Here is an 18,900-nt window from a genome sequence, read left to right on the forward strand (position 1 = left end):
TTAATCTTCCTTTTCTTTCTTAGTTACCTTTTCAGCTACAATTTCTTGAAGTGCTTGAGTAATTGGTTTTTGAGCATCTGTTTCCATTAAATTTTTAGATCCGTTTACAATTCTTCTAGCTCTCTTACTTGTCATTACTACTAATGCATATCTACTCTTATCAATTTTTTCTAATTCTTTAAATGATGGATTTATCATCTTTCATTCCTCCTATTTTTTAATCTTTAATCTTTCGGCTTCAATAATAGCCTTCATTTTATCAACACTTTCATCTATAAAATCATTCACTATGGAATAATTATATTCATTTAAAAATTCAACTTCTTTTTTTGCATTGTTCATTCTTAAATTTACAGTTTCTTCATCTTCTGTTCCACGTTCTACAAGTCTTCTTTTTAACTCTTCAAAATCCGGTGGTAAAATAAAAACTAAAACTGCATCTGGGTAATTTTTCTTTACTTGTAATGCACCTTGAACATCAATTTCTAAAATAACAACATCTCCGTTATCAATAGAATTTAAAACAAAATCCTTAGGTGTTCCATAGTAATTTCCATGAACTCTTGCATACTCTAAAAGTTTTCCATCTTCAATCATTTTTTCAAACTCATCATTTGATACGAAAAAATAATTCTTACCATGTTCTTCATTAGGTCTCTTGTTTCTACTTGTTGCAGAAATTGAATACTTAATATCTTTATTATCTCTTAATAAAATATCACAAATAGTACCTTTGCCAACTCCTGACGGGCCTGAAACAACCATCAAAAATCCCTTTTTCATATTGCCTCCAAAATTACTCAACGTTTTGAATTTGTTCTCTAAGCTTTTCTATAATGACCTTCATTTCAATAACATAAGTTGAAATCGCATAATTATTTGATTTACTTGCAATTGTATTGATTTCTCTATTCATTTCTTGTAATAAGAATTCAATTTTTTTACCAACTTGACTTTCAAGATTTAAAAACTTTTTAAAGTTTTGAATATGTGAATTAAGTCTTGTAATTTCTTCACTTATATCAAGCTTATCAGTATAAAAAATCACTTCAAGATTTAATCTATTAACTTCACTTTCAGATAATTCGCCACAAAACTCATTAAGTTTTAATTTTAATCTATCAATTTGATTATTTAAAACATCTTCTTTTCTTTCAATAATGTTCCCTAAATTATTTTCAAAAGCAGAAAGATTATCTAGTAAATCTTTGTTCAGATTTTCACCTTCCACTATTCTCATTGATACAAGTTCATCTACAGCTTTTTCAACTGACTCAAGAACATTATTTTTTAAATATTCTTCATCTATTTCGGAAGTCTTAACTTCAACCACATTGTCATTTCTAACAATATGTCCAATACCAACAGAAGCATCTATTCCAAGTTTAGTTGAAATACTTTTATATGCTTCAAAATATGCAGAAGCCAATTCGTAATTAACATCTAAAGCTGAGTTATTTTCAGAAAACTTTTGTTTTCCTCTTATAAAAATATCAACCCGTCCTCTTGATAATTTTTTTCTTACAACTTTTTTAATATCTTCTTCACAAAAATTTAAAAAATATGGTAGTTTAACTTGAATATCCAAAAATTTATGATTTACAGCTTTCATCTCAAAAGACAAATCATAATTTTCATCAACGAACTCACTTCTACCATAACCAGTCATTGATTTTAACATATTTTTCTCCTTAAAAATTTATATTATTTTTTATATTTATCTATTATATTTGTATTAAAAAATTTTTACAATACTTTATTACGAAAATTTAATAATTTTCTTTAAGAATACATTTGCTATAAAAAATACTTTACAAAAAGGCTTTAAAATCTTATAATAAAGTTGTAAATTGCTAATGTTCATATAAAAAGGAGGAGTCTATGACAATACTAAAAGAAAAAATTTACTCAATATTTAGTTTTTTAATATTTTTATTTTATCTAATAACCTTAGAATTATCAGCCGGAGCTTATCCTTCTGATGAACCATATATGCATAGTTTAACAATATTTAAAAATATTCCATTGAGTATTTCTCTAATTTTTATATTCATTTTTGTTTTATTATCGGTAACTAAAAATACAAAATATCTTTTAACAATAAATGTAGGAATAATTTTATTTTTTATATTAAGAATTTATAACTTTTATAGATTTTATAGAAGATTATTTGACGATACAATAACTATGATTTTATTTTTACTTGCAATTATTTCAATAGCTACAATTTTTATATTAATTTCAAGAATTTATAAAAAATCTAATTGATATTTCTTTTTTTAATTTGACATGATATAAAAATATGGGTATACTATTAAAAGATATGGGGATGAACTGGCTTCGACGGGGAGGTTGCAGTATCATAAGCGAATTGTTGTATCCAATCAACATAAAAAGTGGTAAATTAAATATAAACGCAGAAAATAATAATTTTGCATTAGCTGCTTAAGACAGCTATTTGGAGTCTATTCTTTTCCCACAAAAGACTAAACTCTATCATTAAATTCGTGGGCAACCTTTACAAAAGTTCTTAGATTTGTAATTGTATTTATAAGATACCTTTAACTGATTTTGTTAATTTATAGGTTATTGGGAAATTTAAAATTGACTGTATTCGGAGAAAGTGATATGAATGCCTTTTCGGACGTGGGTTCGACACCCACCATCTCCACCAAAAACTCTTGTAAAGAATTTGCTTACAAGAGTTTTTTTAATTATAATATCTTATAAAATATTTATTGACTTTTATATTTGCTAAATGTATAATTTAAGCAAACGATATTTTACGTATAAAGTTATATAATAATAGACTTATAAACAGTAAAATATACTTATTTTTAGGAGGAGTTTTTATGAAAATTATGAAAAAACGATTGTTACTACTGCTTATAACATCATTTATTTTAGTAAGTTGTAGTTCTAAAAAAGAATCAGAACAGCAAAAAATTGAGCAACAAGCTAAATTAGAAAAAGAAGCTAAACAAAAAGAGGAAAAGGAAAAGAAAAAATTAGAGGAAGAAGAAACTAAACGAAAAGAAGAAGAAAAGAAAAAATTAGAAGAAGAAGCCAAACAAAAAGAGGAAGAGGAAAAGAAAAAATTAGAAGAAGAAAAGCGTAAAAGAGAGGAAGAACAAAAAAAGCAAGAAGAGCAAAGAAAGAATGAAGAACAGAAAAGACAAGAACAAGAAGCTAATGAGTCAATAGAAATACATGCAAATAGAAAATCTAAGATTTATCACATGCCCGGTCAAGCACACTATGATAGAATTTCAAGTAAAAATTTAGTTATATTTCATAGCGAACAAGAAGCAATTAATGCAGGTTATAGAAAAGCTAAAAAATAGTATCATTATATTTATTAAGGAGAATTTATTATGAAAAAAATTGTTATTATGCTATTAATGAGTCTTATGTTAGTTAGTTGTTCATCAAAAAAAGAAGAAAAGAACACAACAGAAACTAATACAAGTGAAGTAAAAAAAGAAGAAAACAAGGAAGATAAAAAGGAAAATAAAAAGAAAGAAATGAAAGAAGGAGAAACTACAGAACAAAATGGATTAAAGAAAACAGTTATATTTACAAATAAGGAATTAAATAAAACTGGAGAATCTGGATCTATAAAGTATAATTTTACAAAGATTCAAGTTTCAAAGATAACTGCTACTACTGAAGATACAGCTCAAATGTTTGAAGTTGAAAAAGGAAAAGAGTTCGCTATAGTAGTATTCGATATTGAGGTTGAAAACACTTCTGATAAAGATGTATCTTTTTACATATCACAAGCTAAATTAATTTCAAATACAAAAGAGCAAGTTGAACCAGATATGATTGCTTCTACATATATAGATGGAGAATTTTTAGGAGCTGTTAAGAAAAATGGAACTAATGTATATCTACTAAAAAATTCAAAAGCTGAAGATATAAAATCAGTTGAAATCAGAATATCAGCTCCTACTGATAAAAATTTTAATAAATTAGGAGAAGATATTAAATTTACCATAGATATACCTAACTAAAAACAATATTAAGGAAAAATAATTATGAAAAAAGTTGTTATTATGCTATTAATAAGTATTATGTTAGTTAGTTGTTCTAGTAAAAATAATAACGAAGAGAATAAAGCTATCAGAGAATTACAAGAACAAAAAGACTCTTTAGAAAAGAAAAATAATGAATTACAAGAAAAAATTAATTCTTTGGAAAAAGAAAATAAAGAATTAAAAGAAAAACAAGGAAGCTTAGGAAATGAAACTCTTTCAAGTGAATCTATTGCAAAAATTAATAAATATTTACAAGAATTTAATAATTCTAATAAGCATTTTGCCAAGGCTACATTAGATGAAAAAAATAATATAGTTAATATTGAATTAGTTGAACAAGCTGCCTCTGATGTGTCAGGAATGATTGATGCTAAAAATGAAGGTAGAGCTAACGAGAATATTCGAGATTTATGGAAAAGAGAAGTTACCGGAACCGCTTTAACTATTTCAAAAAATCTTGATAAAAGTATAACAGTAAAAATTTTACAACCAACAGATAAAACTAAAACGATAGTTGAAGTAAAAGGTGGAGAAGTTATTAAAGATGTTATTAATAATAAATAATATTTCACCTTTAATTATTGATTATTATATATTTATGTTTTATAATACTAATAAGTAAATTAAACATTTACAAATTTTTTATTTAAGGAGAATTTTTATGAAAAAAATTATTGCTTTGTTACTAGTTGGATTTACACTAGTTAGTTGTTCAGGAAAAAATGATACAGCTAAAAATGTTGAAAATGGTGCACAAGAAAGAATTGCAGAATTGGAAAAAGAAAATAAAGAATTAAAGGAAAAACTTAGTCAATATCAAAAGGAACTTATTAGTAATGAATCAGGACAAAAAATTGAAAAATACCTTGAAAGTTTCAATAATACTATAAAAGATTTTGGTAAAGCTATTTATGAAAAAAATGAAAAAAGAATTAGATTTAAACTTGACAATCCTGCTGCAACTGATATTAATGGAGCTCTTAGCAATCTAAAAGATGGCAAAGTTACTGATAAAGACCGTGAAAATTGGAAAAAATACGTTCTTGATCCTGCTGTAAAAGTTTCAAAAAACGTTAGTAGTGATATTACAGTAATAGTAAAATCTCCAGTTGATGATAAAATTATACTTGAAGTAAAAGGTGGAGAAGTAGTTAAAAACGAATTAAAATAATAAATCATATTTTATAATTTAGTTTTAAAATAGCAAACAAAAAAGAACAGAAATCTGTTCTTTTTTTATTATATATTATACTTCAAATTCTTCAGTAATACACCATCTTCCAAATGATTCATCATAAACTTTTACATTAAATCCTAACATACTAAGTATTTCATAAACTATTGAAGCTCTAATTCCTGTTGTACAATAAACAATTATCAAATCAGATTTTGAAACACCAAGATTTAATATATCTTTTTCTATATCAGAATTGTTTAGTAAATAACCATTTTCGTCATATAGTTTTGTATAAGGATAACTTTTTGATCTCTTTATATGTCCACCAAATTTTTCTCCAAAAATAATTTTACCATTGTATTCTTCTTCATATCTTACATCTAAAATCTTTACAGATTCATCTTTACATATACTTTTTAATTTATCAGTTAAGATTGATTTTTCATAAGATAAAAATGGTTTATTATCAATATCTATACTTGCTTTATTAAGCTCTTTATCATCTTCTACTTTTTTATAAAAGTCTATTTTTAAAATTTCACTTATTCCACCATCTAAAATATATGCTTCAATTCCACAGAAATTTAATAAAAACTTAAATCTTCCGTCTTCACCCATTCCAAATCCTGGACAAGTGTTAATATATATTAGAACCTTTTTATTAGGAGTAATTCCATATTTTGAAAATTTTTCAAGTAAAACTTCCCTAGCAAATGGTAATCCAACATATTCATTATCTTTTCCAGTTAAAAAAGTAAATTCTTTCCAATCCAAAACAATAGCTCTATCGTAAACAAAGTCTCCAGCCTTTAGCATATCTCCCCTTGCGTCAATAACTACAAAATTTTCATTATCTCTGTTTTCAAGAATAAATTCTTTTCTTACAATAAATTTATTTTCAAACATTTATAAATTCCTCCTAAAAATATTTTATAAGAAAATAGTGCTAAAAATAGCACTTATTTTAAAAATAATCTCTAATTAAATTTTCCATAAAATCTAAATCAGTAAATTCTTTAATTTTTTTAAATGTATCTTCATTCTTTATTAGTTTATCTTCTTTAAGATATTCTAAATATGCATTCATACACCAACTTAAAGCTCTAGAATACATATATGGTTTATATAAATGCACTCTTTCTTTAATATTTATTTTTTTATTTAAAAACTTTTCATATTCTTCAAAAAATTTATCTTCATATTCTTTACTTGCTATAAAATCTGTTTTCCATTTTGTAGTTGTAATAACTAAAAAATGTGTTATATCTTGGCAAGGATCGGAGATTACAGCTTTTTCCCAGTCAATCAAGTAAGGTTTTTCTCCTATAATGAAATTTCCTGAGTTAACTTCTGTATTATTTAAGCATAATATCCTATTTTCCTCAAAATATTTTTCTTTATACTTATTATTTTCAAGATAGTTTAAGAATTTTTCAAAAAATTCTTTATGCTCTTTGCTTACCTTTTTACTCTCAAAAACCTCTTTTAGCCAAAAATTAGCTTCAGATATTCTGTCTTGAAATAAATTCTTTTCAACTATAAAATTATTAGCTTTTGAAGCATCTATTGAATGAATCTTTGAAAAAATATATGCCGCTTTTTCTCTATCTTCTTCATAGATTAATGATCTACCATCTAGATATTCCATTAATATTACACCATTAAGTAATTTACTATCTGAGTCATCAACATAATAAACTTTTGGTGTTACACCTGATTTTTCTAAAAATTTTAATGTATCATATTCATATCTAATTTGATTAGGTAAATTCATCTGACTTTTAGAGTTTAATCTTAAGACAAACTTTTTATCTTTAGTTGTAATTAAATAATTTATATTATATTCACCTTGTTGTAAAAAATCAATCTTATATTCATCTATCCCTAAAATATCTTTATTTTTGTCAATATATGTTAAAATATCTTTCAAAACAACTCCTATTTAGCACTATTCTTATGTTTTTCTGTATAAACTTTTTTAATTAAAAATACAAGAATTGAAACTGCAAATAAAATAAATAATCCTGTAACAAAAGTTTTTGAGCTTCCTGTTAATGCTCCACCAATATATGAATAAATTATAGTTGCAGGTAATTGTCCTAATCCTGTTGCCCAAATAAAACTCCAAGCACTCATAGATGTAAGTCCTGCTGCATAACTTATTGGATCAAAAGGAACAAAAGGTAAAAGTCTCGCTATCAAAATTGTATATTTACCATATCTATCAAAAAATACTTCAACTTCATTAAGAGCAAATTTAGTTGCAAATTTTTCAGCAACATCTCTTCCTAATAATCTAGCAATATAGAAACATAAAATTGCTCCAGCCATTGCGCTTGCCCAAGATAAAAATGCTCCAAATTGCCATCCAAAAATAGCTGCATTTGCAAAAGTAATAAAAAATGCTGGAATTGGTGCAGCAATTGATTGAAATACCATTAATAAAAACGAAATAACAATAGCCCACTTTCCATAAGATAAAATATATTTCTTTACATTTTCTAATACCTCGTCAGTACTAGAACCTTTAAATAGCACAACAAACTCTTTAAGTTTATCATTTACAGGTTTTACAAAAATACAAATTAAAACAACAGCTAAAACTGCTACTATTTTAATAATCGTAGATTTTTTTAATTTCATTTTTCCTCCTTAGAACACGTCTAACCGATTTCTCCACCTCAGGAACTGCCAGCTCCAGCTGTGCATCCATAGCAATGGTTTCCTAGTGCAATTTTTCTTTTTTCAAAGTTATTTTCTTTATAATCTGAAATATGAACTCTACTTGAATTAATCTTTAAATCAAGTGCTTGATTAAAATCGCAGTCATAAATATATCCATCATAAGATACATTTATTTCATTTCTACACATCAAAAATTCAACAGTATCTTCATTATAGGCATTATAGAGCTTTGTCATATATGCCTTTAATTTATCTTTTTTGTATAAACTCATACCAAATCTGCCTATCGGATTATTAGTAATTGCAAATAAATTTGTAAAAACAATGCCGTATTCTTCAAGAAGCTTAGTTCTATATTCTTTTTCTAAACTTTCTTGTGCATCAGGTAAAAATGCTCCATCCGGATTATAAACTAAATTCAAAGTTAAAGTTTTTCCATATCCAACATCATTTAATTTTTTTAAAACTTCGATGGAACTTTCATATACTCCTTCACCTCTAACACCATCAGTAATTTCTTTAGTATAAAAAGGTAATGAACAAAATATAGTTACTTTATTTTTTGCATAAAAATCTATTAAATGCTTATATTTTTCGTCTAATAAAATACATAGATTAGTTCTTACTATAACCTCTTTAGCTATCTTACTTGACTCTTCAACAAGATACTCAAAATTAGGCATCATCTCAGGAGCTCCTCCTGTTATGTCCATAACTTTAAATCCGTGTTTCTTAAAAACATATAAACAATCATCCATAATTTCTTTACTCATATATTCTTTTCTATGAGGACCAGCTTCAACATGACAATGCTTACAAGCTAAATTGCAAATTTTACCGATATTAAGTTGCATGATATCCATATTTGTTGTATATAGATTATTTTTATTTTCTACTCTCTCAAAAAATTTTGGAATATAATTTATATATTCCAAAACTTTTCTAGAAAATTCTATTCCGTTAGAAAAGGAAATTTTCTCTTCCTTTTCTTCTTTTTCTTCTTCAAAATTTCTTTTTATTAAATTAAAGATAATATCACCCTCTATACAAAATTTTAAAGCTTCTTTAATTTAATAGTTAAAGAAAACTTTTTATAATTTAATTTCTTTTACAGTATTTTTCATTGTAAATCCATTAACTAATGTTATACCCGCTTGCATTGAAGACGCAACATGTAATACTTCTGTAAGTTGTTCTTCAGTTACTCCCATAGAAACTAATGTTTGAGTATAAGCATCTACACAGTATGGACAACGAGTAGCAAATGCTACAGCTAATGCACAAAGTGCTTTTTCTTTTTTAGTTAAAGCTCCTTCAGAAGTGCTATCTCCATAATATGTTAAAAATTCATCCCATAATTTTTTTGCTTCTTCTCCTAATTCTCCATTAGCAAAACATCCTAAATCTTTCTTTTCAAAATAATTGTTACTCATAATTTTTCTCCTTATTTTTTATATTTTTTAACAAATAAATTATACAATATTAATAAGTCTATATCAAATAAGATTAACTTATAAATCAACGCCTATTAATAGAATTTTCTAATAAGTCGATAAATAGCTTTTAATATTATTCATTTTATGTTAAAGTTATTATGGTGATTTATATGAGAGATAATGCAATAATAATTTTTACAAGATTTCCTTCTATAAATAAGGTAAAAACAAGATTAAGTAAAAACTTAAATTCAAATTTAGTTTTAGAAATACATAAAGCAATGATTAAAGATACTATTAATGTTTGTAAAAATGACTTTGCTGATGTTATTTTATTTATAACAGAATATGAAAAACTAAATGATAATACCAGAGAATTTTTCAATTTTGAAAATAAAATATATCCACAAGGTGATTTTTCTTTTGGAGAAAAAATGAAAAATGCCTTTAAGAAAACTTTTGAAATGGGATACAAAAAAGTGATTTTAATTGGCACTGATATTCCTACTTTGAGAAAAGAGGATATTAGTTTTGCTTTAAAGAGTTTAGATAACTTTGATGTTTGTATTCACAAAACATTTGATAAAGGGTATTACTTAATAGGTTTGAAAAATATAGTTGATGAAGTTTTTGATGAAAATATTTTTAAATCTGAAAAAGTATTTGAAAATACTGTAGAAATATTTAAAAACGAAAATTTAAAATACTCAACTGGACGAACATTGATGGATATTGATGAGAAAAGTGATTTAGATTTTTATGTGAAAAATGAAATGCAATATTCAGAATATTCAAATTTAAATAAATTATTAATGGAGTTTTACAATGAAAAATAAGAAGAAAATTATTACTATTATTTCTATTATACTTCTTGTCGTGATTACGTATTTTATCTTTAAAATATTTACTCCAGAAAAAATAAGAAATATAATTCAAGGATACGGAAAAAATGCTGCTTTAATTTATATATTGTTATTTTCAATACTACCTATTTTTTTCTTCCCTGTTCCAATTCTTGCTTTAGCTGCAGGAATTTCTTTTGGACTGTTCGAAGGAGTCATATATACGATGATTGGTGCAATGATAAATAGTTCAATAATGTTTTTAATGGCTAAAAAATTTGCAAAAGATAAAGTTTTAGAAATTTTTAGAAAAAAAATAAGTGAAAAATGGTATAACAAGATTATTAATGCAGAAAAAAGCAATGGTATTTTTATTATATTTTTAATGAGACTATTACCTATAGCTCCTTACAATGTAATAAATTATTTATCCGGTCTTACAGAAATTTCTTTTATAAAATATTCAATGGCTACATTTTTAGGAATAATTCCAGGAACATTTGTTTTTTTGAATGTTGGAGATAAAGCCATTAATGTATATAGTATAGAATTTATAATTTCACTTATTGGATTTGTATTACTTACTGTAATATCATTTGTTTTAATTAAAAAATATGATAAGGAATAAATATGAAACTAGCTGTTATAATACCAATCTACAATGATGATAAAATGATAGAAAATTTATTGACAAAATTAAATAATTTTACGAACATTGATGAAATTATTATTTCTAAGGCAGTTGATAATTTCAAAAAAAATGAAATATTTGAAAAGTCTTTTAACAATATCAATTATAAGCTACTAATATCTGAAAAAGGTAGAAGTAAACAAATGAATTCAGCTGTTAAATATACGGATTGTGATATATTGTGGTTCATTCATTCTGACTCTGAATTTTTAGATTATACAGTAGATGGAAAAATAAAAAATTTAATAGAAAAAGAAAATATCGAATGTGGTGGATTGAAAATAAAATTTTATCCAAACTCTATATTACTATCTTTAATAGCTTGTTTATCTAACTTTAGAGCTAAAATATTTAAAATATGTTTTGGTGATCAGAGCATTTTTGTAACAAAAAAACTCTTTGATGAAATAAATGGTTTTAGGGATATTCCAATAATGGAAGATTTGCAATTTTTTATAGATATAAAAAATCATAAAAATAATTCCAAATACTTTAAATTACTTAATGATAAAATAATTTCTTCATCAAGAAGATTTAAACAAAATGGTACTTTAAGAACTATATTTAAAATGCATAAACTAAAAATAATGTATTTTAAAGGTGAAAGTCCTGATAAATTAAATGAAATTTATAATAATATGAAAGACCGATAGCCATCTATTTTACTAGATGGCTATCTTTAACATTTCAATATTACTTTCTATTTCTCTTATAATACTTAAGTTTTAAAGAATTTTTAAAATATCCTAAATCTACTTTTTCTTTAACTCCTAGCATTTCACTCAAAATGTGCTTTACATTTTTTACTTCTGATTTTCCAAAACTTGCAGAACAACTAGCACAGTATGTATAAATATTTTCATTAATCTCAGATTTTACTGTATTCATCATTTCTTTAGCTAATTCAGGCTCTTTGGACTTTGCTCCTCCACCCATTCCGCAACACATTACATTTTTAAATTTTACTTTACCATTTGGAACATAAGGTTTTATTTGATTTAATAATTCTTTAGATTTTTTATCAGGACAAGGCATGAAAATTTCAGCTTCATCTTCTATTACATTTAGTAAATTTTCTTCTTCTAATTTTTGATATATTGAAATAACTTCCATATCCAACTTTTCTTTAAAAAAGTAAAAACAATTTGGACACATTGTTACAATTCTCTCTACACCTTTTTCTTTATACATCTCTTTCAATCTTTCTAAATTTTTTTCAAAATCAGAGATTAGCCCACTATCTTCTAAAGGTTTACCGCAACAATCTATAGAAAAATCCATTTTCCCTTCAAACATATCAATTAAATATTTTGTTGTTTCAGGATAATGTCCAGGGAAAGCACAACCAAACATTAAAATATCTTTTGTTTTAATCTTTGAGTTATTTCTAAACTTATATGGTGATTTCATAAATTTTACAGCACCATATCCACTTAAGTCTTCTCTATGATTAATTGCTACTTTTGCACCATCTAAATCAATTGGACAAGCCCTTAAACAGCTATCACACATAAAGCAACCCTTTGCAAGTTCAGGTCTTTTTGCAAACTCACCTAAATCCATTTTATATTTAGTTAAAAAGAGACATTTTTTTGTGCAGGCAGAACAATGAATACACTCATCTCCAACCTTGTTTAGGTATTCCTTCATATTTTCTCCTAACTATTATAATTTCAAAATAATTCTACTTATTTTAATGTTATACCCTCAATACTTACTTTTTATACTTATCAAATAATTTATCTTTAAAGTCTATAAATAAGGTTTTAAAATTATCATAATAAACCATTCCAAGTCCTGTTCCCTTTGCTTTTCTAATATGTTTTTTTTCTGTATAATCTACATTTGCATATCCTTCATTTTTAAAATAGCTATAATATCCTGCTAAAAATCCTGCAATTTTATAATCATCTTCTGTCAAGTTTGATCCTCTTAAGATTACATGGCTTCCAGGTACATCTTGAGCATGGAAAAATATGTCATTTTTATTTGCAAATTTTAATGTTAAATTTTCATTTTGTAGATTGTTCTTTCCTACATAAATCAATGCTCCTGAATCAGTCTCAAAAACATAAGGTTTTGACTTTTCAAGTTTTTGTTTATTCTTTTTATTTTTCTTTACATAACCTAAGGAAATAAGTTCTTCTTCAATTTCTGAAAGCTCATTTAATTCTGTAATTATTTCAATAGTTTCCAAAATTTGTTTTATATACTTCATTTCTTCTTCAATTTTTGGTAATTCAGCCTTTATTATTTCGTCAGCAGTTTTTAATTTTTTATATTTTTTATAATATGCTTCAATATTTTCTCTTGGAGATTTCTTTTCATCAAGTGAAATTTCTATTTCTTGCATATTATCATAAATATTTTCAACTGTTACTTTTTCCATTCCTTTTTGAAGTTTATAGATATTTATAGATAGTAAATCGGCAAAAATCTTTAAATCCTCTTTGCTTTGATTATTCAATAGTTCATCATTCATTGCCAAATACTTATTGGTAAGTCTGTTTAACTTTGTAGTTAAAATCTTTTTAAATCCTGATGCTTTTTGATTTATTCTATCTCTTAGAGAATTATTATGATAAAAGTTTTCTACTAAACTAGAAATGCTTTCAACTTTTTCTTTATTTTCATATAAACTCAAATCAAAACAATAGAAATCTTTATTGTTATTCGCATCATCTTTTATAAAAATCGGAAAATAATTTTCACTTTTTATCTTATCTACTAATTTTACAAAATTTTCATCTATTCTTCTTATACTCTCTGCATCTAAGTTTGCAGAATTAGTATCTGAATCAACATTTGAATTATGTAATAATTCGTATGAAATAATTGGAGAAAATCCTAAATAATTTGTATAAAAGAACTTTTTCATTAAAATTGGTTCAGAAACTTTTAGTATTTCAGAAGGTAATTTATAGTTTTCTTCTAAAATATTCTCTTTTTCATCTTTAACAAAAAAATAATCTTTGTTTGGAAAAACCTCTCTAATGCTACTTTGTCTTGAGTCTATATGTTTTATAGAATCAATAATTTTATTGCTTTCTTTATCAACAAGAATTATATTTGAGTGTTTTCCCATAATTTCAATAATTAAAAGTTTTTTACTAAGTTCTTTTAACTCATTTAAGTTCTCAATTTCAAAGCAAACAACCCTATCCATTTTATGTTGATATATATTTTTTATAGTTCCCCCAACTAAATGTTTTCTAAGTAACATACAAAAATTATATGCAGTTATCGGATTTTTCTTGTTTTTTTCGCTCAAATGAATTCTTGAAAGATTATTAGCACAAGACATTAATAATTTATAATTTTCTTTATTGTATATCTGTATATTTATTTCATTTTTATCTGGTTGATTTATTTTATTTATTTTTCCATTTAATAAAAGCGGATATATTTCATCTACAACCGCTTTTGTAAAAATTCCATCGAAACTCATTTTTATTCCTTTTCTATCTAATTAAAAATCCAAATATTAACAAAAAATCTGGATGCTATTACAAGTGCAAAAACTACTGTTATAAATGCCATAACTAGATAATCTGTTCTTGAATATTTTAGAACATTCATTCTAGTTCTTCCGTCTCCACCTCTATAACATCTAGCTTCCATCGCTACTGCAAGTTCATCTGCACGTTTTAAAGCATTTACAAATAGTGGTACAAGTAGTGGAATTAAGCTCTTAGCTCTTGTTACTATACTTCCCGTTTCAAAATCTGCTCCTCTTGAAGTTTGAGCCTTTGTAATTTTATCCATTTCATCTAAAATTGTAGGAATAAATCTTAGTGCAATTGTCATCATCATTGCTACAGAATGTGCTGGAAACTTAATCTTTTCAAATGGTTTCATAACATATTCTAAAGCGTCAGTAAGTACAATTGGACTTGTAGTAAGAGTTAAAAGATTTGTTCCTATAACTAAAAGAATTATTCTAACACTCATAAATGCACTTAATTCAATACCTTCTTTGGTTATATTTATAATCCATATTCTAAATAAAACCTCTCCAGGTGTTAATATTATATTTAAAATTACTGTAAATAATACGATATAAAAAATTCCTTTTAATCCTTTTAAGACCATCATAATTGGCAATTTTGCTATTTTTATAATTGCAAATAAAAATATTGCAAGTGGTATAAATACAAGGAAACTTTTTATAAAAAATATAGAAAGTATAAACATAAAAATAAAATATAGTTTAAGTCTAGGATCTAGTTTGTGAATTAAACTATCTCCCGGAAAAAATCTACCTATTGATATATTTTTTACCATTAATTATTCCTCAATTCTCTTTTGATTTCACTAAAAGCTTCATCAACTGTTAAAATATTCTTACTAAAATTATGTCCATTTTTTCTTAAAACATCCATAAGTTCTGTAATTTGTGGAACATTAAGTCCAACCTTTTTTAAATCATCAACATCACTAAAAGCTTCTTTTGTTTTTTTATCTAAATGAATATGTCCGTCTTTCATTATTATTATTCTATTTACAAGTTTTGCAACATCTTCCATACTATGAGAGATCAAAACTATTGTAATATTATTTTTTTCATAAAGATTTTTTATTTGAAAGAACAACTCATCCCTACCCTTAGGGTCTAGTCCAGCAGTTGGCTCATCAAGGATTAAAATATCAGGTTTCATAGCTAATATTCCCGCTATTGCAACTCTTCTTTTTTGACCACCAGAAATTTCAAAAGGAGATTTATCTTTTTTAGTTTCGTAATCAAGTCCTACAAGCTCCATCGCTTCTTTTACTCTTTCAGTAACTTCTTCTTCACTAAGCCCCATATTTCTAGGTCCAAAAGCAATATCCTTTTCAATTGTCTCTTCAAAAAGTTGATATTCAGGATATTGAAAAACAAGACCAATCTTATATCTTAAACCACTTTTTGCTAGTGTCTTATCTTTTGTATTCATATCCCCTATAAAAACATCTCCACTTGTTGGTTTTAATATACCATTAAAATGTTGAATCAATGTTGATTTTCCACTTCCAGTATGTCCTATAATCCCAACAAATTCACCCTTTTTTATAGTTAAATCTATATTATCCAAAGCAAGTTTTTCAAATGGAGTTTTCTCTCCATAGATAAAACTTACATTTTTAAAATTTATATCCATTATTTTAAAATTCTCTCCAAAAATTCTATCATTTCATCATTAGTTAAAATGTCAGAAGGAATTTCTATTCCATCTTTTTTTAAAAGATATGCAAGTTCTGTAACCTGTGGCACTGAAAGTCCTAATTCTCTTAAAGTTTCAACATTTGAAAAAACTTTTTTAGGACAATTATCAAACTCTATCTTTCCCTCATTTAAAACAATAACTCTGTCAGCAAGAACTGCTTCTTCCATATAATGAGTTATATACATTATAGTTTTATTTTCTTCTCTATTTAATTTTAAAATAGTATTCATAATGTCTTTTCTTCCGATAGGATCAAGCATTGCAGTTGATTCATCAAAAATGATTACTTCAGGTTTCATTGAAAGAATCCCTGCTATTGCAACTCTTTGCTTTTGTCCTCCTGAAAGCATATGAGGTGAATGTTTTTTATATTCTTCCATCTCTACAATTTTTAAAGCTTCATCTACCCTTTGTCTTATTTCCTCTGAAGGAACTCCTAAATTTTCAGGGCCAAAGGCAACATCCTCTTCAACAACTGTCGCAACGAGTTGATTATCAGGATTTTGAAAAACCATAGCACATTTTTGCCTTATATCCCATACTCTTTCTTCATTCTTAGTATTTATTCCAAATATTTCAATTTCTCCATCGGTAGGAATAATCTGTGCATTTAATAATTTTGCCAATGTTGATTTTCCGCTTCCATTATGTCCTAAAATAGAAATTAATTCACCTTTATTCACAGAAAAACTTATTCCGTCTAATGCGATACTTTTCTTATCGTCTTCTCCAGAATATTCATATCTTAAATCTTTTATATCTATTATTTTTTCACTCAAAATTTATCACCCACTAACAACTTATGATAACATAAACAATACTTTTTTTCAATAATAACAAGTATTGAATACCCAAAAATCAAACAAAAAAAGACAACTTATTATAAAGTTGTCTTAAAATATTCTATACTATTTCCAAATCACATTATATTTCATTATAAACTTTTTATTTATGGATTTCTAATAATTTTATCTTAGTTCATAAAGTTTCAAAGCATAATCACCATATACTTTAGTGTTATTATACCAAATATATAAATATTCACCAATGCTCTTTCCTTGAATCTCTTGATTAATTGCCCATAAAAACCAATAAAACGAACTTACTGCAAGATAAGCAATGTAATGTCTTAATTCTTCATCTGTAGGATTTCCGTCAAAATATTCTTTAATTACATCTATAGCTTCATCAAAAGAGTAATTTGAGCAAGTAATAAAACAACCAATATCTCCCGCGGGATCTGACATTGCAGAATATTCCCAGTCTATTAAATACATTTTATCTTTTTTATCTATTAAAAAATTCATATCATAGCTATCACGATGACAAAGGCATTCGCTTACACTATCTTTTTCAATAAATGATTTTAATCTATAAATTTTATCACTCATTAAATTCATATCTTCAAAATCGTCTCTATGTGAATTTTTTATTTTAATTTTAAAATTTTCAATCTCATCAAAGATATTAAATTTAAAATCTGTTTTTTTACCACTTGTATGCAATTTCTTTAACATAGAAATAGCTCTTTTTACATTCTTTTTATCAGCATAGTCAAGAATTTTTACTTCATCAATAAATTTGGAAATTTTCCAACCACTGTCCTTATCCATATAGATATAAGTGTCGTCTAAACCCAATTCTTTTGCAATTTTCATTGAATCGAACTCACTTTTTCTATTTATAATTAATTCAGTTCCGGGACCCGGATGTCTATAAACATAGGAATTCCCATTATAACTAAATTTGAAAGAAGTGTTAGTCATTCCCATCTTTATAGGTTTAATTTCTTTTATATCTTCTTCATTACATTTTAGTACAGAGCAAATATTTTGGAAAATTTTAGAATCTGAGTTAGTAACATATTTTTCATCAAAAAGTCTTAATTCATCTAAAGAATCAAATTCTTTTATATCTTCTATATCATATCTTCTAATATACATATTATCTAATTCTTTTAAATGACGCATATAAAAAGTTTCCCATAAATTTTCTTTAACTGACTGTTCGTGATATTCTGCTTTTAAAAGTTTTACAAATTTATCACTAAAATCTCTATCAAAATACACATGTCCAAGCATTATCCAATCATCTTTTCCACCAATAGTAATGCCTTTAATTCTTCCTTTTTTATCACATTCTGCAAAGTATTCATCACTTTCTCCCTTTTGATATACGGCGGAATAATATGCTCTATAAACGTATTTTTCAAAAGGATTTTTTGGAAAATAATTATCTGAAGAACAAATATATGTATTCTTTAATTTTTCAGTAACAAGAATTAGAGAAGAAGTATTATTAAATCTGTAATAATCTTCATTAACTACTATATCTACACCGAATTTTTCAGCCAAATAAAACATCTTCTCTTTCATATAACCTACAACTAAAGTGATATCTTCAATTCCTGCTTCTTTTAATTGTAAAATTTCTCTTTCGATTAATCTTTCTCCTTTTACATTTAAAAGGCCTTTCGGACTCTCATAAGAAAGAGGAGCAAATCTTGAACTCATTCCTGCAGCCATTATAATTGCATTATCAACCTTATATGGCTCTAATTCAACAAAACCTTTATCTGTAATATTAAAATCTTTATCTATAATTTTATTATTTTTTAATTTTTCTAAAATTTCTTCAACTTTTTCTAAAGAAATTTTTGTATTATTTGAAATTTCCTCTTGAGTATATTCTTTATCTTGATTTTTAAATAAAAAATTTAAAATATCAAATTCCTGTAATGATAACATAAATGCCTCCTTAATACTTCGACTTCAATTATAACATACAATATTCAAACGAACAAGAAAAAAGTTCTAAATATTATT

At 25.5% G+C, this 18,900-nt stretch carries 22 protein-coding genes and 1 other RNA gene; 9 read left to right on the forward strand and 14 right to left on the reverse strand.

All coding sequences use genetic code 11. From position 1 onward, the window contains the following. The 3 genes from rpoZ to ACLGL0_RS05965 are packed head-to-tail and all read right to left on the reverse strand — an operon-like array spanning position 1 to position 1,681. Positions 1–198: a DNA-directed RNA polymerase subunit omega gene (gene rpoZ / locus ACLGL0_RS05955; RefSeq protein ID WP_068473103.1), complete on the reverse strand. Its 198-nt coding sequence runs from the start codon at positions 196–198 to the stop codon at positions 1–3. A gap of 12 nt (positions 199–210) precedes the next feature. Further along, entirely contained in the window at positions 211–783 is a 573-nt protein-coding gene (gene gmk, locus ACLGL0_RS05960; RefSeq protein ID WP_411013998.1) for a guanylate kinase, read from the reverse strand. 13 nt (positions 784–796) lie between these two features. Beyond that, complete coding sequence (locus tag ACLGL0_RS05965) at positions 797–1,681, reverse strand: YicC/YloC family endoribonuclease (RefSeq protein WP_411010564.1); 885 nt, start codon at positions 1,679–1,681, stop codon at positions 797–799. Between the two features lie 200 nt (positions 1,682–1,881). Here ACLGL0_RS05965 and ACLGL0_RS05970 point away from each other — a divergent pair, with 200 nt between their 5' ends. The 6 genes from ACLGL0_RS05970 (at position 1,882) to ACLGL0_RS05995 (ending at position 5,211) form a co-directional block, all read left to right on the forward strand. After that, positions 1,882–2,268 carry a hypothetical protein gene (locus ACLGL0_RS05970; RefSeq protein ID WP_411013999.1) on the forward strand — a complete coding sequence of 129 codons (387 nt, stop codon included), beginning with the start codon at positions 1,882–1,884 and terminating at the stop codon, positions 2,266–2,268. A 57-nt stretch (positions 2,269–2,325) separates the two neighbouring features. Beyond that, positions 2,326–2,674: a transfer-messenger RNA gene (ssrA, locus tag ACLGL0_RS05975) on the forward strand. 178 nt (positions 2,675–2,852) lie between these two features. After that, entirely contained in the window at positions 2,853–3,344 is a 492-nt protein-coding gene (locus ACLGL0_RS05980) for a sunset domain-containing protein (RefSeq protein WP_411014000.1), read from the forward strand. Positions 3,345–3,374: 30 nt separating this feature from the next. Continuing rightward, entirely contained in the window at positions 3,375–4,016 is a 642-nt protein-coding gene (locus tag ACLGL0_RS05985) for a DUF4352 domain-containing protein (RefSeq protein ID WP_411014001.1), read from the forward strand. Positions 4,017–4,040: 24 nt separating this feature from the next. Then, entirely contained in the window at positions 4,041–4,604 is a 564-nt protein-coding gene (locus ACLGL0_RS05990; protein WP_411014002.1) for a hypothetical protein, read from the forward strand. Positions 4,605–4,701: 97 nt separating this feature from the next. Next, positions 4,702–5,211, forward strand: a complete 510-nt coding sequence (locus tag ACLGL0_RS05995) for a hypothetical protein (protein ID WP_347714285.1) — start codon at positions 4,702–4,704, stop codon at positions 5,209–5,211. 75 nt (positions 5,212–5,286) lie between these two features. Here the strand turns inward: ACLGL0_RS05995 and ACLGL0_RS06000 are convergent, their stop codons facing one another. The 5 genes from ACLGL0_RS06000 to ACLGL0_RS06020 all read right to left on the reverse strand — a co-directional run bounded on the left by ACLGL0_RS06000 (position 5,287) and on the right by ACLGL0_RS06020 (position 9,335). After that, positions 5,287–6,123, reverse strand: a complete 837-nt coding sequence (locus ACLGL0_RS06000; protein ID WP_411014003.1) for a sulfurtransferase — start codon at positions 6,121–6,123, stop codon at positions 5,287–5,289. A 58-nt stretch (positions 6,124–6,181) separates the two neighbouring features. Further along, positions 6,182–7,147 carry a phosphotransferase gene (locus ACLGL0_RS06005; RefSeq protein ID WP_411014004.1) on the reverse strand — a complete coding sequence of 322 codons (966 nt, stop codon included), beginning with the start codon at positions 7,145–7,147 and terminating at the stop codon, positions 6,182–6,184. A gap of 8 nt (positions 7,148–7,155) precedes the next feature. Then, positions 7,156–7,860, reverse strand: coding sequence for a TVP38/TMEM64 family protein (locus tag ACLGL0_RS06010; protein ID WP_411014005.1), 705 nt, complete (start codon positions 7,858–7,860; stop codon positions 7,156–7,158). A gap of 38 nt (positions 7,861–7,898) precedes the next feature. Continuing rightward, entirely contained in the window at positions 7,899–8,837 is a 939-nt protein-coding gene (gene arsS, locus ACLGL0_RS06015) for an arsenosugar biosynthesis radical SAM (seleno)protein ArsS (RefSeq protein WP_313962211.1), read from the reverse strand. 156 nt (positions 8,838–8,993) lie between these two features. Beyond that, positions 8,994–9,335, reverse strand: coding sequence for an arsenosugar biosynthesis-associated peroxidase-like protein (locus tag ACLGL0_RS06020; protein WP_233055220.1), 342 nt, complete (start codon positions 9,333–9,335; stop codon positions 8,994–8,996). A 173-nt stretch (positions 9,336–9,508) separates the two neighbouring features. On the opposite strand from ACLGL0_RS06020, the gene ACLGL0_RS06025 reads away from it, so the two are divergent. Genes ACLGL0_RS06025 through ACLGL0_RS06035 form a run of 3 tightly spaced genes read left to right on the forward strand, consistent with a single transcriptional unit; the run spans position 9,509 to position 11,524 of the window. Continuing rightward, positions 9,509–10,174 carry a TIGR04282 family arsenosugar biosynthesis glycosyltransferase gene (locus ACLGL0_RS06025; protein WP_411014006.1) on the forward strand — a complete coding sequence of 222 codons (666 nt, stop codon included), beginning with the start codon at positions 9,509–9,511 and terminating at the stop codon, positions 10,172–10,174. Further along, positions 10,164–10,808, forward strand: a complete 645-nt coding sequence (locus ACLGL0_RS06030; RefSeq protein ID WP_411014007.1) for a TVP38/TMEM64 family protein — start codon at positions 10,164–10,166, stop codon at positions 10,806–10,808. Before ACLGL0_RS06025 ends, ACLGL0_RS06030 begins: the two co-directional genes overlap by 11 nt. Before the next feature lie 2 nt (positions 10,809–10,810). Then, positions 10,811–11,524, forward strand: a complete 714-nt coding sequence (locus ACLGL0_RS06035; RefSeq protein ID WP_411014008.1) for a TIGR04283 family arsenosugar biosynthesis glycosyltransferase — start codon at positions 10,811–10,813, stop codon at positions 11,522–11,524. A 40-nt stretch (positions 11,525–11,564) separates the two neighbouring features. On the opposite strand, the gene ACLGL0_RS06040 is transcribed toward ACLGL0_RS06035, so the two are convergent. From ACLGL0_RS06040 to ACLGL0_RS06065, 6 genes are all read right to left on the reverse strand, one after another. Further along, positions 11,565–12,521, reverse strand: coding sequence for a heterodisulfide reductase-related iron-sulfur binding cluster (locus ACLGL0_RS06040; RefSeq protein WP_411014009.1), 957 nt, complete (start codon positions 12,519–12,521; stop codon positions 11,565–11,567). 64 nt (positions 12,522–12,585) lie between these two features. Further along, positions 12,586–14,319 (reverse strand): Rqc2 family fibronectin-binding protein, encoded by a 1,734-nt coding sequence (locus ACLGL0_RS06045; protein ID WP_411014010.1) that lies wholly within the window; start codon positions 14,317–14,319, stop codon positions 12,586–12,588. Positions 14,320–14,336: 17 nt separating this feature from the next. Next, entirely contained in the window at positions 14,337–15,155 is an 819-nt protein-coding gene (locus tag ACLGL0_RS06050; protein ID WP_411014011.1) for an energy-coupling factor transporter transmembrane component T family protein, read from the reverse strand. After that, on the reverse strand, positions 15,155–16,009 hold the full coding sequence (locus ACLGL0_RS06055; RefSeq protein ID WP_233055211.1) for an energy-coupling factor transporter ATPase: 855 nt from the start codon (positions 16,007–16,009) through the stop codon (positions 15,155–15,157). Before ACLGL0_RS06055 ends, ACLGL0_RS06050 begins: the two co-directional genes overlap by 1 nt. After that, positions 16,009–16,854: an energy-coupling factor transporter ATPase gene (locus ACLGL0_RS06060; protein WP_313962558.1), complete on the reverse strand. Its 846-nt coding sequence runs from the start codon at positions 16,852–16,854 to the stop codon at positions 16,009–16,011. Before ACLGL0_RS06060 ends, ACLGL0_RS06055 begins: the two co-directional genes overlap by 1 nt. 189 nt (positions 16,855–17,043) lie before the next feature. After that, positions 17,044–18,822, reverse strand: a complete 1,779-nt coding sequence (locus ACLGL0_RS06065; RefSeq protein ID WP_411014012.1) for an NTP transferase domain-containing protein — start codon at positions 18,820–18,822, stop codon at positions 17,044–17,046. Positions 18,823–18,900: the final 78 nt, after the last annotated feature.

Origin of the sequence: Parvimonas pharyngis (assembly GCF_046569675.1) — a bacterium.
In the GTDB taxonomy this organism is placed as follows: Bacteria; Bacillota; Clostridia; order Tissierellales; family Peptoniphilaceae; genus Parvimonas.